This is a genomic window from Vibrio sp. Vb0598, from assembly GCF_033338935.1.
GTDB classification, from domain to species: Bacteria; Pseudomonadota; Gammaproteobacteria; order Enterobacterales; family Vibrionaceae; genus Vibrio; species Vibrio alginolyticus.
The window spans coordinates 20,042-40,238 of the sequence record NZ_JAWOTP010000028.1; the positions used below are offsets into that span (position 1 = coordinate 20,042).

Here is a 20,197-nt window from a genome sequence, read left to right on the forward strand (position 1 = left end):
CTAATGAGCAAACCCATTGTATTGAGTGGTGTTCAACCTTCAGGTGAACTAAGTATCGGTAACTACTTGGGTGCTCTACGTCAATGGCAGCAGATGCAAGACGATTATGATTGCCAATATTGTGTGGTAGACCTTCACGCGATTACGGTTCGTCAGGACCCTAAAGCGCTGCATGAAGCAACTCTAGACGCACTGGCAATTTGTCTGGCAGTTGGTGTTGACCCGAAGAAGAGCACGCTATTTGTTCAGTCACATGTACCAGAGCATGCTCAATTAGGTTGGCTTCTTAACTGCTACACTCAAATGGGTGAGCTGAGCCGTATGACTCAGTTTAAAGACAAATCGGCACGTTACGCGAATGACGTAAACGTCGGTCTATTTGACTACCCGGTGTTGATGGCGGCTGACATTTTGCTTTACGGTGCACACCAAGTACCTGTAGGCAGTGACCAGAAGCAACATCTAGAATTAGCGCGCGATATCGCAACGCGTTTCAACAATATTTACTCGCCAGAGCAGCCAATCTTCCAAGTTCCAGAGCCTTACATTCCGACAGTAAATGCGCGTGTAATGAGCCTTCAAGACGCAACGAAGAAGATGTCTAAATCTGATGACAACCGTAAGAACGTGATTACGCTGCTAGAAGAGCCTAAGTCGATCCTTAAGAAGATCAACAAAGCGCAAACCGATACCGAAACGCCACCAAGTATCCGCCATGATATCGAGAACAAGGCGGGCATTGCTAACCTAATGGGTCTGTACTCTGCGGCGACAGGCATGAGCTTCGAAGAGATTGAAGCGAAGTACCAAGGCGTAGAAATGTATGGCCCATTTAAGAAAGATGTTGGTGAGGCAGTTGTAGCAATGCTTGAGCCAATTCAAGCAGAATATCACCGTATTCGCGCTGATCGTGCTTACATGGACGAGGTAATGCAGCAAGGTGCTGAGAAAGCCTCGGCACGAGCGGCTGAAACGCTTAAGAAAGCATACGAAGCAGTAGGTTTTGTAGCTCGCCCATAGTCGCTAAGAACGAATACGAAAAAGCTCCACTTTGGTGGAGCTTTTTTTATGCCTGTATTACTGAAATGGCGTGTCTTTCATACAGCGTTCCATGTCGTAATATTCAACACGTCCTCGAGCCCCTAGAAAGGCAGACTTCACAACCATGCCTCTATCAATGAAGTAACTAAGCTGTACGCATGATATATCGTAGCTGAGTTCTTTAATTCTCGCTGGAATCCAGTAGGTTCCTGGCGTTCTTAGACGCTGAGTAAAGGTAATAACACCCTCGTCACTGACTTCTAGCTCTTCAATACCATCCAGTTCATTTTTGGCTGATTCGATGATGTCTTGATTCGCCGTAGGTTGAAGTGGCTCACTGGCGGTCAACTGACACCCCGCTATCAAGCCAAGTAGGGAGAGAGCTAGCACACTGCGTTGAATTTTTTTCATTTGTCGTTCCTGGGTTTACAGCTAATGAGATCTTATTGTCTCGCGCAGGTGTTATATCTTTTGTGTATGTTTTTGGCTAGTGAGTAATGAAAAGTTATTGAATAAATCATGAAAACTTTGAAGTATGAGGGGCCTATATAAGAGAGAACGAAGCGAGTAATAGATTCTTGGGCTTGAACAGTGATACAAGTGAAAATTAAAGCATTCTAAATTAGTGACTAATTATATTTTTATTTGTAACAGGAACGGTTGGATTAATAAGCAACTCAACAAGTGATGTATTTTCTACTCCTTAACATGAAGTGAAAAAGTAAACTGAGTAATCAATCTAAATTCTGACTTGTTTATCAATAGCGCTCTGTATTTATTACAAAAAATGTTTGAATGGGATGCTCTGGCATATTTTCTTATATTCACATGTGATTCATTTCACGGCTTTAATTACTCATTCTTATTTATTTCATAAATAAACCTGATAGTAGACGCAAATGGCAGGCTCTAACCAGAGCTAAGTTTGCATTTACATAAATATCAGGTATGACAATGGACACGTTAATCAAACCCTCAATACTCGCATTAACCATCGCCAGTGCACTTAGTGCAAACGCGAACGCAGAGATTATTATTTCCCAATACATAGAAGGCGGCGCTTATAATAAAGCGGTAGAGATCGCTAATACGGGTGATACTGCGGTGACACTCACTGGCTACGAGTTGGCGAAATCATCAAACGGTGGTGGTACTTGGGGTAGCACATTCGACCTTAGCCAAGTGACGCTACAAGCTAACCAAGTGTATGTACTGGCGCATGGTGACGCGAGCGATACCATCAAAGCTGTCTCGGATATCACAGATAAAAGCGTTGCGAACTTTAACGGTGACGACCCGATCGCACTGCTGAAAGATGGTGAAGTGCACGACATCATCGGTGTGATGGGTGACGTAGATTTTGGTAAAGACACCACATTAGTTCGTAACAGTGATGCACTAACCCCTTCTGCTACTTATGATGCATCTCAGTGGACGGCATTTGAGAAAGACAACATTGACGGCCTTGGTGAGCTAAATGCGACTGAGCCACCAGCACCATTCGCTTGTGAAGTCGACGGTCAGCAACCTAACTTCACTACCATCCAAGATATTCAAGGTGAAGGCGATACGTCTCCATTCATTGATGGTTACCCATACATTACTAACGAAGATCATTTCGTAACGGGTGTCGTGACTGCTGTTACCACTGGCCTAACCAAAGGTTTCTACCTACAAGCATTAGAAAGCGACAACAACGACAAGACCTCAGAAGGCTTGTTCATTCATACTGACGCGGCAGACACGGCGCTGAAAGCTGGTGACGTTGTTTGTGTGAAAGGTAAAGTTCAAGAGTATTACAGCAATACTCAGCTTGCTTCTGATGCTAACAGCTATGTGAAAACAGGCACCTCTGAAACCTCTCGAGTTACCGATCTTGTTATCAAAGAAGGTGAGACACTACGTGATGCGCTTGAGCGTCATGAAGGGATGCAAGTTGAGTTAACCTCGGCAAGTGACTTGTTTGTAACTCGAAACTTCTCTTACGACTACGATTCACGTCGTAACAATATGATGCTCTCTCATGAAGCGCCATTGTTAAAGCCGACTCAATTACACGCAGCAGAGAGCGATGCGGCCGTTGAGCTAGCAAAAGACAACGCAGCAAACCGCGTATACCTAGAATCAGATGGCAAAGCACCAAACGGCCAAATTCCTTACTACCCTGATTTTGCTAAAGATGCAGACCAAGATGGCTCTTCTGAGCAGCACATTCGTCTTGGTTCGCGAGTAGAAGGTCTGCAGGGCGTCGTGGCTTACAGCTACAACGAATACCGCCTGATTGCGACCAATGAAGTTGATAACACCAACTTCGTGACTTCAGGTGAAGGCTTCGACGTGGCTCGTAAAGATGCCCCAGCGATTGCGGACTCAGATTTGCGTATTGCAAGCTTCAACGTACTGAACTACTTCAACTCCGTGGCTGACAGTGGTCATGAAAACCCAACCGGACAAAACCGTGGTGCGACTAATCTAGACGAATTCCTGATCCAGCAAGCGAAAATCGTTGCGGCGATGAACAAGATGGACGCTGACATCATTGGTTTGATGGAAGTCGAGAACAATGGCTTTGGTGATGGCAGTGCTATCCAAAACTTAGTTGATGCCCTAAATGCTGAGATTGATGACGCTGAAGATCATTACACGTATGTCGAAATCGAAGAGCAAGACAAATACCAAGACGAATACTTTGGCAGTGATGCGATCATGGTGGCGATTTTATATCGTGCTAACGCAGTAACGCCAAAAGACGCTGCAAAAGTGATCATCACGCCAGAGCAGCACATTGCAGAAAACACAATTACTCGTAAAGAGGGCACAGAAAGTAACCCTGCTTACGATAAGTACCAACGACACAGTCTACTTCAGACCTTTACGGTGAAAGAGACGGGTGAAGATTTGTCTATTGTCGTAAACCACTTTAAGTCGAAAGGCTCTGAGTGTATTGAAGAGTGGATTGCTGGTGTAGAAGATTCTGAGCCAGCGGATCTGCAAGGCAACTGTAACAACTTCCGCGTTTCTGCTGCGCACGCAGTGGGTGAAGCGTTGAAAGAGGTGAAAGGCGATGTATTGCTCATGGGCGATCTCAATGCTTATGGCATGGAAGACCCACTTCTGACACTGACTGATTACTCGAAAGAGAAATACGGCCGTGACATTTATACTGCTGCTTACACAACCATTGGTGATGGTGAACTTCAAGTAGAGAAGACCAAAATTGAAAAAGGTTACGGTCTGCACAACTTAAACACGTTGCTGCACGGCGCTGATACGTTTTCTTACACCTATTCGGGCGAGCTGGGTAATTTGGACCACGCATTGGCAAGCAGTAGCCTAGCGCAAAAAGTGGTAGCAATTGAAGATTGGCACATCAACTCACTAGAGAGTAACTTGTTCGAATACAGCAGCAAGTACACAGGTGATATGCCGAAGTACAAAGATGCGTTCTCTGCCTCTGACCACGATCCAGTGATCATCGCGATTGATTTACCAGATGATGACATCGATTTACCGAAAGCAGGTGACAACTTAGCCGTCGATGTCCGTTTACCACCAACGGCGGTTGTGGGCGATATTGTTACGGTGAACTTAACGCCATCCACACAAGCGGCTGCGGCAAGCAGCGATACGAAAGCTTACTCGGCTAGCCAAACTTTAGTTCAAGCTGATATTGATGCGCGTAGCGTGAATATTGAGTTTGAACAAACGCCAGAGCAAGGTAATTATCAGTTAGAAGAGAAAGTGACTGACTCGACAGGTAATATCGTGAAGTTTAGCTCTGTTCGTGATGTTTCAATGACGCAAACTGAAGCTGGAACAGAAGTGTCGAAGGATTCAGATGGTGGTTCGTTTGGTTTTGGCGCGCTATTTGCGCTGCTAGGTCTCGGCTTATTCCGTCGTCGCCGCTAAGCGAATTTACTTCCTGACAAACAGTTCCTAAATAGCTGTAAAGACCAAAGGCCAGCCTATGCTGGCCTTTATGTTCAGAAAAAATATAGAAATGGATAATCATATTGACGTATTAGTTACCAAGTTTGGGTATACTTTTTCAGCAGAGCAAAGGGTGAGACTACTAAATGGACATTAGCTATCGTCAGCTCAAAGCTTTTATCGCCTTGGCTGAGGAACAAAATTTTACTTATGCCGCTGAAAAGGTGCACATCACCCAGTCTGCGTTGAGCCAGATGATGAAAAAGCTGACCCAGCAACTTGCCAGCGAACTCTATCAGCGCCAAGGCAGGAAAATCATCCTCACCGAAGCGGGCGAGCAGTTGTATCAGGAAGCGCGATTTATCGTTAATCGCTTGGATAAACTAGTTCAGCAAAACAAAGACCGCCAGCACGGCTACAACAAGTCGCTGGTGGTTTCGTCGCTATATACGTTGTGTGCATCCTTAGCGCCGAAAACCCTCAATGACCTGAAAAAGCGCTATCCAGATTTTACTTTTCGCTTAATTGAAGAACGGGTTGATGACATTACCCATTCAGTACTACAAGGGCAGGCAGACATCGGCATCAACACCAATCCGAATCACCCAGAATTGAACTTTGATTTACTGTTTCGCGATTACCTGTGCTTTGTTTGCCGGCAAGACCATCCGCTCGCCGAGCATAAGCAAGTCAGTTGGGAACAAGCGCATCAATACGCGTCGATTGGTGTCAGCCCCGGGAACAGTTTACGCACACTTGCCGACGAAGCGTTTCAACGCATTGGTTTAACCTATGATCCGGAGTTGAGCGCTTCGCATACCTCAACACTATTAGGGATGATTTCCAGCGGACTAGGTTCGACGATTCTGTCTTCCACTATCGGTGAGTTGAGCAACAACGTGGAAGTTCGCTTTATTCCGATTGTTCAACCGGTTCAGTACCGCTCAGTAGGGCTCATTACACGTAAAGAAACTCATCGAGAGTTAGTCGATGAGTTCAGTTTGATTTTGAAAAAGCATGTCAGCGACTGGGGCTTTGCTGAGTTTATCCCCAGTCGTTAAGCGACGTTACATTGGCCCGACGGGTAAACCTGTCAGCATGTAAATCAGGAATAGCCCGCCCCAAACACTAAATAGCACCAGAGCGTATGGCACCATCATCGCGAGGAAAGTACCAAATTTCACTTGCGGGTTATATTTGGCGATCAGCGCCAGTACCATCGGAATATATGGATTGGTCGGTGAAATGATGTTGGTGGTGGAGTCGGCAATACGGTAGCCCATTTGCGTAATTTGCGGGTCTACGCCAAGTAACATAAAGAGTGGGATAAATACCGGGGCCATGATCGCCCATTGCGCCGAACCACTAAACACAATCATGTTCATCACGCCAGCAAGCATCATAAACAGCGCCATCATCGCCAGCTTTGGCATCTCGACAGACGAAATCCATTCCGCACCATTCACCGCAATAAAGATAGCTAAATTAGACCACTTAAACCAAGCAATGAACTGGGCAATCACAAATACCAAGACAATGTAGCCGCCAACGCCCTTGAGCGCTTTGGACATCAAGTCAGGAATATCACTGGCTTGTTTGATCGTACCCGCTTTGACGCCGTAAACCACCGCATTCATAAAGAAGAATGCCATGATGATCGGGATAATCCCTTTTAGGAAAGGTGAAGGTACCAAATCGCCGTCTGCATTACGCAGAGGTGAATCGGCTGGCAGCAGGGCGGCCAAAAGCAAAGCGATAAACACCAAAGACGCTGCTCCAGCCCATTTCAACGCACTCTTTTGCTTAGTGGTAATTTCAAAAGACGGTTCACTATCGGCGTGGTTGGTTGTCATTTTATGCGCGAATTTAGGCTCGATGTATTTGTCGGTGATGAGCGTCCCTGTGACGACTAAAATCGGAACGGAAAGCAACATAAAGTACCAGTTTGCTGCCGGGCTAACTTCGACGTGTTCAACGATGGCAGACGCTTCGGTTGAAATACCGGAAAGTAATACATCGGTGCCAGCAATAAATAGGTTGGCGGTAAACCCAGCCGCGACCGCGACAAAACCTGCGGCGATGCCGACAATTGGGTTGCGGTTGGTTGCCGAAAAAATCAGACCTGCGAGAGGGGGAACCAAAATGAACGCAGCGTCTGAGGCGAGGTTACCGATGATACCAGTGACGAAAATCGACGCGGTGACAAACTGACGCGGCGCGTTGAGCAATGATTGCTTGATTGCACTGTCGGCCAAGCCCACTTCTTGCAATAGCCCCACCGCTAGCATCATACATAAGACCAATCCGAGTGGTTTGAACGAGACGAAGTTATTCACCGTCGATTGCAGGATGTAAACCAGACCTTCACCACTGATTAGGCTCTTAACGTGCACTACTTCACCCGTAGATGGATGGGTCACGCCGCCGCCAATAAACGAGAATAGGCAAGAGAGCAGCATGACGCTGAGGCACAGGAAGATAAACAGATAGAAGGGATGAGGGACTTTATCGCCCAGTCGCTCAATGCGGTCGATCATTGACGCGCCTGAACTCGATTTTTGCGTAATTGCAGTCGACATTGTTAGAACACTCCTTTGTGTAAAAAGGGGAGTCATTTCCCCTCATTTGTTGTTATTGCTGTTCAATCAAATTGATAAAGTAAGCGGCGCCAATCGGCAGCAGCCGGTCGTTAAAGTCGTAGGCTTTGTTGTGCAGGCCAACGCTGCATCCTTGCTCCTCAGTGCCGTTGCCGATAAAGCCGTAGCAACCCGGTACTTTGTTGAGGAAAAAGGCGAAGTCTTCGCTGGTTAGCATAGCTTCACAGCTTGGGTTAACGCGCTCAGCTCCAACGGTTTGAGCCGCTGCGTCGATCGCTCGCCGAGTTTCGTTTTCGGTGTTAACCGTCGGTGGGTGAGAAATTGGTCCGAGTTTAAATTCTGCTTGCATCCCGTGCGCCTTGGCGCTGTGAGCTACTAGTTGCTCGAGTCGTTCAACCAAGCTATCTCGTGTTTGTTGAGACAAAGTACGGAACGTACCGCTCATATGAGCTTGGTCGGCGATGGCGTTGGTTGTTTCTCCACAATGCAGTTGTGTGACCGAAACCACTAGTGGATCAAACGGGTCGTAGTTGCGGCTGACCATGCCTTGAATACCTTGGTAAATATGGGTCGCGACAAGTAATGGATCTTGGGTTGTGTGTGGTAAGCCAGCATGACCACTTTTTCCGTCGACAGTGACAAACAGACGGTCAGAGCTCGCCATTATTGGCCCCGTCTTAAATGCGAAATGCCCTTCAGGAATGCCCGGCATATTGTGCAGAGCGTAGCATTCGTCGATCGGGAAGCGCTCTAACACGCCGTCGGTGATCATGGTCTCGGCGCCACCGCGACCTTCTTCTGCCGGTTGGAATATCAGCACCGCTTTGCCTGCAAAGTTACGCGACTGGGCCAAGTAGCGCGCAGCGAGTAGCAACATAGTAGTGTGACCGTCATGGCCACAAGCGTGCATTTTACCGTCGTGGCACGAACGGTGGGCAAATGTGTTGGCTTCATGGATGGGTAGAGCGTCCATGTCGGCGCGAAGACCGATGCTCTTTCCGTCCCCGAGCGAGCCGTGAATCACACCCACCACGCCCGTTTTGGCGAAATCAGTACAGATTTCATCGACGCCGTACTTTTCGAGCTCGGCAACCACTAACGCTTGAGTGTTATTTTCTTCAAAACCTAATTCTGGTTGTTTATGAATGGCATGACGGATACTAATCGCGTCGGCTAACCAAGGTTCTAAGACTTCAATAATGTTCATACATCTCCCCTTTAATTGAGAATGATTTAACACTATTGAAACAATTCAAACAAACCGGATTACTACTGAAACTATTAGCGTTGCTAATAGTTGCTTGGAGAGAGGTTAAACTAAAAGCCGCCCAATACTGAGCGGCTTGAATGACGATTACATCCCATAGGTAAATGGTTTACCGATCGGCAGCATGTCCTGATGCACTGGTGCTAATGCGCTCGCGTAGCAGCTGAGCAGTTTCAAGGTGTATTGAGTGCGAGCAACAAAATCACTGTCATCGCTATTCGCATCTTGATCGATGAGTTTATCGCTGTTGCGCACAATGAGGTGGTCAGGCAAAAAGCACACGTGGTTATTTTTGCTGCCGGTCATGCGCAATTCGCTGATCGGGTAAACACCGTTGATACTCACGCTGACACTCACCAATAGTGCTGGTTTATGTGCCAGTTCGTTTGCGGTCGTCAGTAATAGGAAGTTTTTCAGCGCTGGGGTTGCCATCCCGTGCCATTCCGGTGTGATAAAGACAAACGCGTCAGACTCTTTCAGTTTTTGCGCGATTGGTGTCCAAACATCCCACTCTTGGCTACCTTGCCAAACGCCTTCATTCCAAAATGGCAGGTTCAGCTCATGCAGATCGAGGATCTCCACTTGGTCGAATTCTTGCAAACCGTGCTGTTTGAGAAAACGAGCCACTTTGAGACTTTGTGAATTTACCCTTTGGCTGCCAGATACAATCGTTAGTTTCATAATCATTTCCTTTTTAATTTAATATCTTGTTTATTGGTGTTATGCATTTGCAGTTTTAGGACTATGGGAGGCCAAAAAGATCGAAATCAGTATTGCTCCTGCACCTAACAATTGCAGTGGTGTGAGTATTTCATCTAAAAATATGTAGCCCAACACGCTCGCCGAGACGCTACTCAGAAATCCTAGAAACGCGACGTTTGTTGCAGGAAGACGCTCGATTCCTTTAAACCACAGTGCGTAAGCGAGTACGGCGCCCACTATGGTTAGGTAGCTGTATCCGGCCAAGTTTTTCAGTGAAATGGTGTCTGGTAGACCTTCAAACCATAGCGCTGCAGGTAATAAAAGGATGCCTCCGACAAGGAGTTGCCAGCCAGTGAACGCCAATGTCGACATATTCTCCGGACGTCCCCAGTATTTGGTGAGCACCACGCCACTTGCCATGCTTAATGTACCTAGTACCGCCAGAACAATTCCTTGCGCGCTGATCTGCACCGTTTCGTTGATGACGATAAGCGCTACACCAAGCACCCCGAAGATTGCTGCGATGCAGTGGCTCAAAGCGATCTTACTTTTTAATACCAGCCCACTGAGCAGCATCACTATGATCGGCTGGCTCGACATGACCAGTGCCGCGGTTCCTCCAGGTAGGTAACTTGCAGCAAAAAACAGGCAGTAAAAGAACAGTCCGATGTTGAGCACTCCAAGGCATGCGAGTTTTCCCCACCATTGCTGGTTCGGAAAGCACCGCGTATAAGCGATGAGTAATAATCCCGCCGGAAGTGCGCGTATCGCAGACGCGAGTAGGGGACTATCTGCGGGTAGCAACTCAGTAGTGACGATGTAGGTGCTGCCCCAAACGATGGGAGCAATCGCGGTGAGCAGTATTGCTTGAATCCTTTCTGCGTTGGTCATGATACCTCCTGCAAAAGTATCTTTTGTGAAAGATTGTTTTTTAAAAGTAATGGCGTTTTTTCTTTTGGTCAAGTATCTTTTTGAAAAGATTTTTAGTTAGTGATGATAATGGGGATGATGTAATGGACGGTGTAGATAAGATTCTTCAGCAGTGGCAGCAAGCACGACCTGACTTAGATTGTTCTTCGATGGGCGTGGTTGGGCGCATTCGTCGCGCGGCAAACTTCTGGGAACAGGTCCATGGCCAAGTGTGCGGTGATGCTGGGATCAGCGCGATTGAGTTCGATATTCTGGCGACGTTAAGACGTAGCGTCGAACCCGTCACTCCGACAACGTTGTACAAAACGTTGATGATTTCGTCTGGTGCGGTAAGTACCCGATTAGAAGGCTTGGTACAAAAAGGTTGGGTGCACCGTGTAGCGAGCGAAAGCGACCGCAGAAGTAATCGAGTGACATTGACGGAAGACGGTGTTGCCTTTTTAGATCAGGTGCTTGAAGCGCATGTCGCGAGCATGGAACAGCACTTAACTTGTCTCGACTCTGAAGAAAGAAATGCGTTGGAAAGCCTGCTGAGTAAGTTCCTGCAAGCCGAGGTGGAATAACTGATCGTACTTGCGTTTAGATAAAAAGGCGGCACAATACTCGCTTTCAGGTTTCCACGATGTAGTCCCATGCTGTTAATTATCGATAATTATGATTCGTTTACCTACAACCTTTACCAATACTTCTGCGAGCTTGGTGCAGACGTAAAGGTGGTGCGTAACGATGAAATCGATATCCAAGGCATTGAGGCGATCAACCCAACTCATTTGGTGATCTCGCCAGGGCCATGTACGCCGAACGAAGCAGGTATTTCACTGAAAGCGATAGAACACTTCGCTGGTAAGCTTCCAATATTGGGTGTTTGCCTTGGCCATCAAGCGATAGCGCAAGTGTTTGGGGGCGAAGTGGTACGTGCACGACAAGTGATGCACGGTAAGACCTCACCGATTCGTCATAACGGTCGTAGTGTGTTTAAATATCTGAATAACCCACTCACGGTAACCCGTTATCACTCTCTTGTGGTGAAAAACGGTACTTTACCCGACGTGTTTGAACTGACTGCATGGACAGAACTGCCTGACGGAAGCATGGATGAAATAATGGGTTACCAACATAAAACCTTGCCAATTGATGCGGTGCAGTTCCACCCAGAATCAATCAAAACTGAGCAAGGTCACGAGTTGCTTGCGAACTTTTTAGCGCGCAAAGCGATCTGATCGCGATCACTTTTCTTAACAAATCATTCATCTTTTTGCTGAGGTGAGCGGATTGCAAAACTATGCGGTTCTCTCGAGTCTCTTTGTCTATTCATGTCTTTTTAAACCTTCTACCCCCTGTATTACATAACATTTATAAAAAATCACTTCTCTATTTTACTTTCTTGATGCATAAATAGTCATAAGCAGTGATTAATGGAAGTTGCTTTCGAGAACGAAAAGAATAAATCACTATTGAAATGGTTAATTAAATGTAAATACAATGCCGCAATAGCTTAAATGCAAAACATTATTTGCTGGCAAAGAGAGCCGGTTAAATTCGCTTATCTGCTACGCATGCGGTATCAAGAAGGAATGTGCAATGACAACGGAAATTAAAGTAGAGCGCGGTTTATTCGATGAGGTAATGGTACCTTGCTATAACCCGATGGAAATGATCCCTGTTAAAGGTGAAGGTTCACGTGTTTGGGATCAGGAAGGTAATGAATACATCGACTTTGCTGGTGGTATTGCAGTGAGCTGTCTTGGCCATTGTCATCCAGTAATGGTAAACGCACTAACAGAGCAAGCTAACAAGCTTTGGCACTTAAGTAACGTTATGACGAACGAACCAGCCCTTCGTCTGGCGAAAAAGCTAACAGAAGTGAGTTTTGCTGAGCGAGTGTTCTTTGCTAACTCTGGCGCAGAAGCAAACGAAGCCGCTTTGAAGCTGGCACGTCGTTATGCAGCAGACGTTCATGGCACTGAGAAATCTGAAATCATTGCATTCAAACAAGGTTTCCACGGTCGTACATTCTTTACCGTAACGGTTGGTGGCCAAGCGGCATACTCTGACGGCTTCGGTCCTAAGCCAGGCGACGTGACACACCTTCCTTACAACGATATCGAAGCTTTACAAGCACACATGTCTGATCGTACTTGTGCGGTCATGATGGAGCCACTACAAGGTGAAGGCGGCATCGTGCCACCAACGCCTGAGTTCGCTCAAGCGGTTCGCGAGCTGTGTGACAAACACAACGCCTTACTGATCTTCGATGAAGTGCAAACTGGTAATGGCCGTACAGGTAACTTCTACGCTTACCAAGGTTTAGGTATCACGCCAGATATTCTAAGTACTGCGAAATCACTTGGTGGCGGTTTCCCGATCGGTGCAATGCTAACGACAGCAAAATTGGCAGAGCACATGAAAGTGGGCACTCACGGTTCTACATATGGCGGTAACCCACTAGCGTGTGCGGTTGCAGAAGCGGTTGTAAATGAAGTTACTAAGCCAGAGGTGTTGGCTGGTGTGCTAGAACGCGAAGCAATGTTCCGTGAAGGTCTAGAGAAGATCAACGCGAAGTACAACATCTTCTCAGAAGTGCGCGGTCAAGGCCTATTACTTGGCGCTGCACTAAATGAAGAATGGCAAGGCCGTGCGCGTGACGTGCTGGTTGCTGCAGGTAAACAAGGTCTCATGGTATTGGTTGCGGGTGCCAATGTCGTACGTTTCACACCATCACTCGTTATCACACAACAAGAAATTGAAGAAGGCTTGGCGAAACTGGATAAAGCGATCGCGACTTTAGTTTAAGCGCGATATCAGTTTAAACGTCAACGCAGACACCCCCGTCAAGGATCTCTGATGGGGGAATTGTTCCTACAATATAGTTAGGATCTTCTTGCATCTGGAGGGAGTATTGATGCTAGTAGTTCGCCCTATCGCGATGTCGGATTACGACGCACTGCACACTTGTGCGGTGGAGTCTGGTCACGGATTTACATCTCTACCGGTTAACGAAGAACTGTTAACCAATCGAATCAAACATTCAGAGTACAGCTTTGGTAAGCCAGATGTGGCAGAACCAGGCGATGAAGGCTACCTGATGGTTGGCTTTGACTCTGAAACGGGTGAGGTTGCGGGTACCACCGGAATCGAAGCATCTATCGGCTGGGATGTCCCATTTTACTCATATCACATTAGTAAAGTTGTGCACTCGTCGCCAAAGCTTGGCGTTAACAACGTCGTTAAACTGCTTACTTTTGGTAATAACTACACGGGTAACAGCGAAATTTGTACCTTGTTCTTGCGTGAGAAATTCCGCCAAGGTCTGAATGGTCGTCTAATGTCGAAGTGTCGTTTCCTAATGATGGCAGAGCACCCAGAGCGCTTCTCTGAAACGATCTTTGCGGAGATGCGTGGCGTTTCAGACGACGAGGGTAATTCACCATTCTGGCAATGGCTTCAAGAGCATTTCTTCTCTATCGATTTCACTCTTGCAGATTACCTGACAGGTATCGGCAAGAAAGGCTTTATCGCCGACTTGATGCCGAAACTGCCTATTTACATCAATCTGCTCAGCCCAGAAGCGCAAGCCGTGATTGGTCAAGTACATGACAACACGCGTCCAGCGCTGAAGCTGCTTGAGCGTGAAGGTTTTACCAACCGAGGCTACGTCGACATCTTCGACGGTGGCCCAACGGTTGAGTGTGATCTGCGTAATATTGAGTCGGTACGTCATTCATTCCGTGCGCAAGTCAAAATCTCTGAACATTCCAGCACACAAGACTTCTTGATGTGTAATTCATCTTTCGAGAACTTCCGTGCGACAGTCACTAAGGCGGCGTATGACGCAGAGACACAGAGCGTAATGATCGCACCAGACGTTGCGGATGCACTTTCGGTTGAAGAAGGGGATTTCGTTCGCCTTCTTCCGCAGTAACAGACGACAGAATTTAAGGATAGAAACAATGACACATTGGATTGCAGGTGAATGGGTACAAGGTCAGGGTGAAGCATTTACGTCTCTGTCGCCGTACAACCAAGAAGTGATCTGGCAAGGCAAAGGTGCAACGGCAGAGCAGGTGAACCAGGCGGTATCTGCAGCGCGTGAAGCGTTTATTGACTGGAAAAAGCGTCCATTTTCAGAGCGTGAGGCAATCGTGTTGGCTTTTGCGGAGAAAGTAAAAGAGAACAGCGAAAAAATCGCCGAAGTGATTGCCAAAGAAACCGGTAAGCCGATTTGGGAAACGCGCACTGAAGCAGCAGCCATGGCAGGTAAAATTGCCATTTCGATTCGCGCTTATCATGACCGCACTGGTGAGGCGAGCCGTGAAGCAGCAGGCAACCAAATCGTATTGCGCCACCGCCCATTGGGCGTGATGGCGGTGTTTGGTCCTTACAACTTCCCAGGCCACCTACCAAATGGTCACATTGTGCCTGCGCTACTGGCTGGTAACACGGTAGTCTTCAAACCGTCTGAGCAAACGCCATGGACGGGTGAATTGGCAATGAAGCTATGGGAAGAAGCCGGTCTGCCGAAAGGCGTGATTAACCTTGTTCAAGGCGCGAAAGAAACTGGTATCGCCCTAGCTGACGCAAAAGGCATTGATGGCGTACTGTTTACGGGTAGCGCGAATACGGGGCATGTATTACACCGTCAATTTGCGGGTCAACCGGGCAAGATGCTCGCACTAGAAATGGGTGGTAATAACCCTATGGTGATCTCTGATAAATATGGTGATTTGGATGCCACGGTTTACACCATCATCCAGTCAGCGTTTATCAGTGCTGGGCAGCGTTGTACGTGTGCTCGTCGTTTGTATGTGCCATTAGGTGAAAAAGGCGATGTGCTTATCACCAAGCTCGTTGAAGCGACACGCAATATTCGCGTAGACCAACCATTTGCAGAACCTGCGCCATTTATGGGACCGCAAATTTCGGTCGTGGCAGCCAAGTTTATTCTTGATGCACAAGCTAATCTACAGTCTCTTGGCGGTGAAAGCTTGATTGAAGCGAAAGCAGGAGAGGCGGCGTTTGTTTCTCCTGGAATCATTGATGTAACGAACATTGCTGAGTTACCAGATGAAGAATACTTCGGCCCACTTCTGCAAGTGGTGCGTTACGAAGGGTTAGACAAAGCCGTGGCGCTAGCAAACGATACGCGCTTTGGCTTATCTGCTGGTTTGGTCTCAACCGACGACCAAGAATGGGAATACTTCGTTGACCACATTCGTGCAGGTATCGTGAACCGTAACCGCCAGCTCACTGGTGCAAGCGGTGATGCGCCATTTGGTGGTCCGGGGGCGTCGGGTAACTTGCGTCCAAGCGCTTACTACGCAGCAGATTACTGCGCGTACCCAATGGCATCAATGGAAGGTCAAGAAACTGTCTTGCCTGCAACATTGAGTCCAGGTGTCGCGCTATAAGTTTTAATAATAGAGTCGCAACTATGCATTGCGGCTCACCTTGCCGGCGCATCATTTAGGTATGGGTTGTAGTGATCGTTGGCAGAACACGAAAAGTGAGCAAAGACTCGGAAAAGCGTGTTGACTGACTGGCATTTACCGTCACAGGTTGATGGTTGCTCGTTCATTATTCTGGACAACTTTTGTTGTGAACGAGCAGCCAACTTCCGCTTACCTTTAAACTCTACATCTCGTAACAAGGAGTCGTTATGACGCCCGATGTGTTATTTGAATCGCTATGGCAAGATTACATTCAACGTCTTTGCCCTTCGGCTGCTAAAGTGCATCAGCTGCTTCAAGAAGATGAGTCTCTGATTAATGATCATATAGCTTTACGTACCTTCAATATCGCGCCTCTTGGTATTGAAACTCTAGCTAAGCCATTTGTAGCTATTGGTTACAAGGCGTGTGGTGATTACGTTTTCGAAAGCAAAAAGCTAGTTGCTAAGCACTATGAGCACCCAGATCCGAAGCAACCTAAAGTATTTATTAGTGAGCTAAAAGTTGAAGAGTGCTCGCCTGAGCTACAAGAGATTGTGAAAAATTTGGTGGCACAAGTCGATGCTGACAAGCTGAACGATAGCGCATTCTTACATGGTGGACGCTTGTGGGATTTAAGCTTTGCTGATTACCAAACGTTGGCTAAAGAAAGTGAGTACGCATCTTGGCTTGCGGCGCATGGTTACGGAGCAAACCACTTCACGGTGAGCGTTAACCAGCTCAATGAATATGAAGAAGTGAAGCAGGTAAACGATCATCTGCGTACCGCTGGGTTTACCATTAATGAAAATGGTGGTGAAGTGAAGGGCACTCCTGAGGTGTTGCTAGAGCAGTCATCGACCATGGCAGATAAAGTAGCGGTTCGTTTTAGCGAAGGCACTGAAATTATCCCTGGCGGGTTTTATGAATTTGCTAAGCGCTATCCGATGGAAAATGGTGATTTGTACCCAGGTTTCGTGGCCGCTTCAGCTGACAAAATCTTTGAAAGTACGAATGGCTAAGTTTTAGGGTTAACCTGTTAAGCTTACTCATTAGTGTTCGCTGCACCCTATCTCATTTGGTCATGAGCAAATAAAAAGCCACCAATGTTGCCATTGGTGGCTTTTATAATTTTGTTCGTGTCACTCTAGTTCGAGATTAACGAGTACCGTAAACCACGATGGTTTTACCGTGAGCAGAGATTAGGTTCTGCTCTTCTAGCATCTTCAAGATACGACCTACTGTCTCACGAGAACAGCCAACAATTTGACCGATTTCTTGACGAGTGATCTTGATTTGCATGCCGTCTGGGTGAGTCATTGCGTCTGGTTGTTTTGCAAGGTTCAGAAGCGTCTGAGCGATACGACCAGTTACGTCTAGGAACGCCAGGTCACCCACTTTTTGGCTAGTTACTTGAAGACGACGAGCCATCTGCGCAGAAAGACGCATTAGGATGTCTGGGTTTACTTGGATAAGCTGACGGAACTTCTTGAAAGAAATTTCAGCAACTTCACAAGGAGATTTAGCACGAACCCAAGCTGTGCGCTCTTGGTCTTCCTCGAATAGACCAAGTTCACCAATAAAGTCTCCTTGGTTTAGGTAAGAAAGGATCATCTCCTTACCTTCTTCGTCTTTGATAAGAACCGCAACAGAACCTTTAACGATGTAGTACAAAGTTTCTGCCTTTTCGCCCGCGTGAATTAGCGTGCTCTTTGAAGGGTACTTATGAATATGACAGTGTGAAAGAAACCACTCTAATGTTGGGTCGGTTTGAGGTTTACCTAGAACCATAATATCTCACTTCCTCTGCAGGGTACGCTTGCGCTATCCATATTTTAGCTAAGCCTGAATTAGGCCTACTAGAATAAGAGCACTTTTTATATGCTGCAAGCTCTCTTGTGTTTCGGTAAGAAATAGTATCCTTTTTCGAAAACGATTTCTTGATTTTAATCGTGCCATGATTGAGATTTTGTAAGCAAAACTGTGCACATGATCACGGTATGAAAAGTAAACATCTTCGCAGGCAGGTTTTTAGCCAATTTTCCCTGTTTCGATGAGCTGTTGTAGGATAGGCCGAACTATGAGCTCCATTGCAAAGCTCATCTTACCGCCGGGTACGACAATCGTGTTGTGGCGTGACATGAATGAGCCATCAATCATGGCCAGCAGATATGGGAAGTCGACATTCTTGATACCGCGTAGGCGAATCACCACAAAACTCTCATCCAAACTAGGGATGCCTTTTGCATTAAGTGGGTTGGAAGTATCAACGGTCGGTACGCGCTGGAAGTTGATGTGAGTACGAGAAAACTGCGGAGTGATATAGTTGAGGTAATCGTCCATGGATCGCACGATTGAGTCCATTACCGCTTCACGCGAATGGCCGCGATCGCGAGTGTCACGTACGAATTTTTGGATCCACTCTAAGTTCACAATCGGCACCATGCCAATTAAGAAATCCACATGTTGAGCAACATTAACATCGCCATCGACAACGCCACCATGTAACCCTTCATAAAACAGCACGTCGCTGTTTTCGGGTAAGTCTTGCCAAGGTGTAAACGTGCCTGGCATTTGATTGTAGGGAACCGCTTCGTCAAACGTGTGCAGATAACGGCGCACGCTGCCAGTGCCGTCATGCCCGAACTTACGGAAAAACTCTTCTAATCCCGGGAAGTCATTAGCTTGTGGGCCAAAGTAGCTAATGTGTCGACCTTGCTCGCGGGCTTTGCGAATTTCGATGTCCATTTCTGGGCGAGTAAAGCGATGGAAGCTATCGCCTTCAACCCATGCGGGTTTAACGTTCATCATATTGAACATTTTACGGAAGGCTTCAGATGTAGTGGTCGTGCCGGCACCGGACGAACCAGTAACCGCAATAATTGGGTGTTTAGCTGACATGACAAACCTTGTCGAAAATTACTTACCTGTAATGTGCAGTAGAGTTACTACTGCACGGTCGATACCCCACTATAGCACGTAACAATACCTTGTCATCGAGTGGGATACGGTAAAATGTGAAGGGTCTAAAATTTTGTTTTATGTTGAATATCGACGGTTTCGTGTAGCTCAGAGAACACGATAACCGCTTCACCTTTTTCCAATTGAGCTTTAACTTGATCAATTTTGTCTTGCAAAGAAACCTCGACGGTTCCGTAATCCGTTCCTTCGCGTAAGACGAATTCACGAATTAAGTTTTCCAATGTTTCCGGCGCAATGTCTTGCCATGGAATGATCATAAATACCTCTAACTTTTATGATGAGCGGCTAGTTTACTGCGTTCGTTGTTTGGATACAGCAGAAAGGTAATCTGCGGCGATACTTTCGTAATACGCAGGCAGCGCTTCCTCCAACCAAAACTTAGGTTTTAACGCCGTTCCTGTCAGGAAGCCAACATGGCCACCGTGTTCAAAGAGACGGTAATCAATGTTATCTGGCAGAACAAACTTCGGGATCACATCGTCGGTCATGAACGGATCGTCTTTGGCGTGAATGATCAGTGTCGGTAGCGTGATCTGTTGTAATTTACTTAAGCCAGAACATTGATCGTAATAATCTTGTGCGTCTTTAAAACCGTGCAGTGGTGCCGTGATCAAATCATCGAATTCATACAGCCGTGTGACACGTTTTATTGAGTTGTAGGACAGCGCAAGCTCACCATGCAGTAGATGATGCTTTTGTAACGCGTTACGTTTCAGTGAAGAAAGCAGGTAACGGCGATACACTTTTGAAAAGCCTTGTTCTATACGGTTCGCACACGCCGCTAGGTCTAAAGGCGCTGAGATAATAGTCGCTGCATTCAAAATAGGGTGGTCTTTATATTGGGCTAAATAATTCGCCAACATGTTACCGCCAAGAGAAATACCAACTGCAACTTTGGGATTATCAGGAAAACGTTGTTCAAGGTGCTCTAGGAAGTAACGAGCATCCGTCACTTCTCCCGAGTGATAAGCTCGTGCTTTTTTGTTTGGTTTACCGCTGCAGCCACGAAAATGCATCATCACCGACAGCCATCCAGATTGAGCAAATGCATTCATTAGCCCATTGGCATAAGGGCTATAGAAGCACCCCTCTAACCCATGAAATAAAACAAAAATCGGCTTTTTTTGTGCAGGCTCTTGGGTTGGGTCCTCGCTCCACGCGAGATCGAGAAAGTCGCCATCGGATGTATCGAGGGTTTGCCAAATCGGCGTAAATAACGCTTTTTTGCGAATAAAACGCGGCAAAAGCGTTTGGAGATGCGGGTTTTTGATCCCGGCGGCTGCGAAAAATTGTGTCATACCTAACTGCTCTTATGCGGTCCT

At 46.8% G+C, this 20,197-nt stretch carries 18 protein-coding genes; 9 read left to right on the forward strand and 9 right to left on the reverse strand.

What is annotated here, in order from left to right; all coding sequences use genetic code 11:
• Window positions 1-3 precede the first annotated feature (3 nt).
• Window positions 4-1,020 (forward strand): tryptophan--tRNA ligase, encoded by a 1,017-nt coding sequence (trpS, locus tag R7Q38_RS20825; RefSeq protein WP_005381398.1) that lies wholly within the window; start codon window positions 4-6, stop codon window positions 1,018-1,020.
• Between the two features lie 57 nt (window positions 1,021-1,077).
• Here the strand turns inward: trpS and R7Q38_RS20830 are convergent, their stop codons facing one another.
• Window positions 1,078-1,452: a hypothetical protein gene (locus R7Q38_RS20830; RefSeq protein ID WP_005381401.1), complete on the reverse strand. Its 375-nt coding sequence runs from the start codon at window positions 1,450-1,452 to the stop codon at window positions 1,078-1,080.
• Between the two features lie 543 nt (window positions 1,453-1,995).
• Between R7Q38_RS20830 and R7Q38_RS20835 the strand changes: the two genes are divergently transcribed.
• Both R7Q38_RS20835 and R7Q38_RS20840 read left to right on the forward strand, forming a co-directional pair.
• Window positions 1,996-4,950 (forward strand): ExeM/NucH family extracellular endonuclease, encoded by a 2,955-nt coding sequence (locus R7Q38_RS20835; RefSeq protein WP_239938449.1) that lies wholly within the window; start codon window positions 1,996-1,998, stop codon window positions 4,948-4,950.
• Window positions 4,951-5,117: 167 nt separating this feature from the next.
• Window positions 5,118-6,032 (forward strand): LysR family transcriptional regulator, encoded by a 915-nt coding sequence (locus R7Q38_RS20840; protein ID WP_033907171.1) that lies wholly within the window; start codon window positions 5,118-5,120, stop codon window positions 6,030-6,032.
• 6 nt (window positions 6,033-6,038) lie between these two features.
• Here the strand turns inward: R7Q38_RS20840 and R7Q38_RS20845 are convergent, their stop codons facing one another.
• From R7Q38_RS20845 to R7Q38_RS20860, 4 genes are all read right to left on the reverse strand, one after another.
• Window positions 6,039-7,550, reverse strand: a complete 1,512-nt coding sequence (locus R7Q38_RS20845) for an AbgT family transporter (RefSeq protein ID WP_213894178.1) — start codon at window positions 7,548-7,550, stop codon at window positions 6,039-6,041.
• A 52-nt stretch (window positions 7,551-7,602) separates the two neighbouring features.
• Window positions 7,603-8,775 (reverse strand): M20 aminoacylase family protein, encoded by a 1,173-nt coding sequence (locus R7Q38_RS20850; RefSeq protein WP_149192263.1) that lies wholly within the window; start codon window positions 8,773-8,775, stop codon window positions 7,603-7,605.
• A 147-nt stretch (window positions 8,776-8,922) separates the two neighbouring features.
• A complete protein-coding gene (locus tag R7Q38_RS20855) occupies window positions 8,923-9,516 on the reverse strand; it encodes an NADPH-dependent FMN reductase (protein ID WP_033907167.1) in 594 nt (197 codons plus the stop codon).
• Between the two features lie 39 nt (window positions 9,517-9,555).
• Window positions 9,556-10,428: an EamA family transporter gene (locus R7Q38_RS20860; RefSeq protein WP_033907166.1), complete on the reverse strand. Its 873-nt coding sequence runs from the start codon at window positions 10,426-10,428 to the stop codon at window positions 9,556-9,558.
• 122 nt (window positions 10,429-10,550) lie between these two features.
• Between R7Q38_RS20860 and R7Q38_RS20865 the strand changes: the two genes are divergently transcribed.
• The 6 genes from R7Q38_RS20865 to R7Q38_RS20890 all read left to right on the forward strand — a co-directional run bounded on the left by R7Q38_RS20865 (window position 10,551) and on the right by R7Q38_RS20890 (window position 16,915).
• Window positions 10,551-11,030, forward strand: coding sequence for a MarR family winged helix-turn-helix transcriptional regulator (locus R7Q38_RS20865; RefSeq protein WP_130545400.1), 480 nt, complete (start codon window positions 10,551-10,553; stop codon window positions 11,028-11,030).
• Window positions 11,031-11,099: 69 nt separating this feature from the next.
• Window positions 11,100-11,687 (forward strand): aminodeoxychorismate/anthranilate synthase component II, encoded by a 588-nt coding sequence (locus R7Q38_RS20870; protein ID WP_239938448.1) that lies wholly within the window; start codon window positions 11,100-11,102, stop codon window positions 11,685-11,687.
• 361 nt (window positions 11,688-12,048) lie between these two features.
• A complete protein-coding gene (locus tag R7Q38_RS20875) occupies window positions 12,049-13,260 on the forward strand; it encodes an aspartate aminotransferase family protein (RefSeq protein WP_005381420.1) in 1,212 nt (403 codons plus the stop codon).
• Between the two features lie 109 nt (window positions 13,261-13,369).
• Entirely contained in the window at window positions 13,370-14,389 is a 1,020-nt protein-coding gene (astA, locus tag R7Q38_RS20880) for an arginine N-succinyltransferase (protein ID WP_005381422.1), read from the forward strand.
• Window positions 14,390-14,417: 28 nt separating this feature from the next.
• Entirely contained in the window at window positions 14,418-15,875 is a 1,458-nt protein-coding gene (gene astD, locus R7Q38_RS20885; protein ID WP_239938447.1) for a succinylglutamate-semialdehyde dehydrogenase, read from the forward strand.
• A 248-nt stretch (window positions 15,876-16,123) separates the two neighbouring features.
• Complete coding sequence (locus tag R7Q38_RS20890) at window positions 16,124-16,915, forward strand: DUF1338 domain-containing protein (protein WP_239938446.1); 792 nt, start codon at window positions 16,124-16,126, stop codon at window positions 16,913-16,915.
• A gap of 136 nt (window positions 16,916-17,051) precedes the next feature.
• On the opposite strand, the gene crp is transcribed toward R7Q38_RS20890, so the two are convergent.
• The 4 genes from crp to R7Q38_RS20910 all read right to left on the reverse strand — a co-directional run bounded on the left by crp (window position 17,052) and on the right by R7Q38_RS20910 (window position 20,173).
• The gene (gene crp, locus R7Q38_RS20895; protein WP_005381432.1) at window positions 17,052-17,684 is read right to left on the reverse strand and encodes a cAMP-activated global transcriptional regulator CRP; all 633 of its coding nucleotides are present in this window, start codon (window positions 17,682-17,684) and stop codon (window positions 17,052-17,054) included.
• A gap of 240 nt (window positions 17,685-17,924) precedes the next feature.
• Window positions 17,925-18,794: a phosphoribulokinase gene (locus R7Q38_RS20900; protein WP_005381434.1), complete on the reverse strand. Its 870-nt coding sequence runs from the start codon at window positions 18,792-18,794 to the stop codon at window positions 17,925-17,927.
• 125 nt (window positions 18,795-18,919) lie between these two features.
• The gene (locus R7Q38_RS20905; RefSeq protein ID WP_005382815.1) at window positions 18,920-19,132 is read right to left on the reverse strand and encodes a YheU family protein; all 213 of its coding nucleotides are present in this window, start codon (window positions 19,130-19,132) and stop codon (window positions 18,920-18,922) included.
• A gap of 33 nt (window positions 19,133-19,165) precedes the next feature.
• Window positions 19,166-20,173, reverse strand: coding sequence for a hydrolase (locus R7Q38_RS20910; RefSeq protein WP_033907159.1), 1,008 nt, complete (start codon window positions 20,171-20,173; stop codon window positions 19,166-19,168).
• Between the last annotated feature and the right edge of the window lie 24 nt (window positions 20,174-20,197).

Bases quoted from the DNA above. Each gene is read 5' to 3' on its own strand.
- R7Q38_RS20865 (WP_130545400.1), top strand. From the start codon at position 10,551: ATGGACGGTGTAGATAAGATTCTTCAGCAGTGGCAGCAAGCACGACCT.
- R7Q38_RS20830 (WP_005381401.1), bottom strand. From the start codon at position 1,452: ATGAAAAAAATTCAACGCAGTGTGCTAGCTCTCTCCCTACTTGGCTTG.
- R7Q38_RS20905 (WP_005382815.1), bottom strand. From the start codon at position 19,132: ATGATCATTCCATGGCAAGACATTGCGCCGGAAACATTGGAAAACTTA.
- R7Q38_RS20835 (WP_239938449.1), top strand. From the start codon at position 1,996: ATGGACACGTTAATCAAACCCTCAATACTCGCATTAACCATCGCCAGT.
- R7Q38_RS20860 (WP_033907166.1), bottom strand. From the start codon at position 10,428: ATGACCAACGCAGAAAGGATTCAAGCAATACTGCTCACCGCGATTGCT.
- astA (WP_005381422.1), top strand. From the start codon at position 13,370: ATGCTAGTAGTTCGCCCTATCGCGATGTCGGATTACGACGCACTGCAC.
- crp (WP_005381432.1), bottom strand. From the start codon at position 17,684: ATGGTTCTAGGTAAACCTCAAACCGACCCAACATTAGAGTGGTTTCTT.
- R7Q38_RS20855 (WP_033907167.1), bottom strand. From the start codon at position 9,516: ATGAAACTAACGATTGTATCTGGCAGCCAAAGGGTAAATTCACAAAGT.
- R7Q38_RS20875 (WP_005381420.1), top strand. From the start codon at position 12,049: ATGACAACGGAAATTAAAGTAGAGCGCGGTTTATTCGATGAGGTAATG.
- astD (WP_239938447.1), top strand. From the start codon at position 14,418: ATGACACATTGGATTGCAGGTGAATGGGTACAAGGTCAGGGTGAAGCA.
- R7Q38_RS20910 (WP_033907159.1), bottom strand. From the start codon at position 20,173: ATGACACAATTTTTCGCAGCCGCCGGGATCAAAAACCCGCATCTCCAA.
- R7Q38_RS20900 (WP_005381434.1), bottom strand. From the start codon at position 18,794: ATGTCAGCTAAACACCCAATTATTGCGGTTACTGGTTCGTCCGGTGCC.
- R7Q38_RS20840 (WP_033907171.1), top strand. From the start codon at position 5,118: ATGGACATTAGCTATCGTCAGCTCAAAGCTTTTATCGCCTTGGCTGAG.
- trpS (WP_005381398.1), top strand. From the start codon at position 4: ATGAGCAAACCCATTGTATTGAGTGGTGTTCAACCTTCAGGTGAACTA.
- R7Q38_RS20890 (WP_239938446.1), top strand. From the start codon at position 16,124: ATGACGCCCGATGTGTTATTTGAATCGCTATGGCAAGATTACATTCAA.
- R7Q38_RS20845 (WP_213894178.1), bottom strand. From the start codon at position 7,550: ATGTCGACTGCAATTACGCAAAAATCGAGTTCAGGCGCGTCAATGATC.
- R7Q38_RS20850 (WP_149192263.1), bottom strand. From the start codon at position 8,775: ATGAACATTATTGAAGTCTTAGAACCTTGGTTAGCCGACGCGATTAGT.
- R7Q38_RS20870 (WP_239938448.1), top strand. From the start codon at position 11,100: ATGCTGTTAATTATCGATAATTATGATTCGTTTACCTACAACCTTTAC.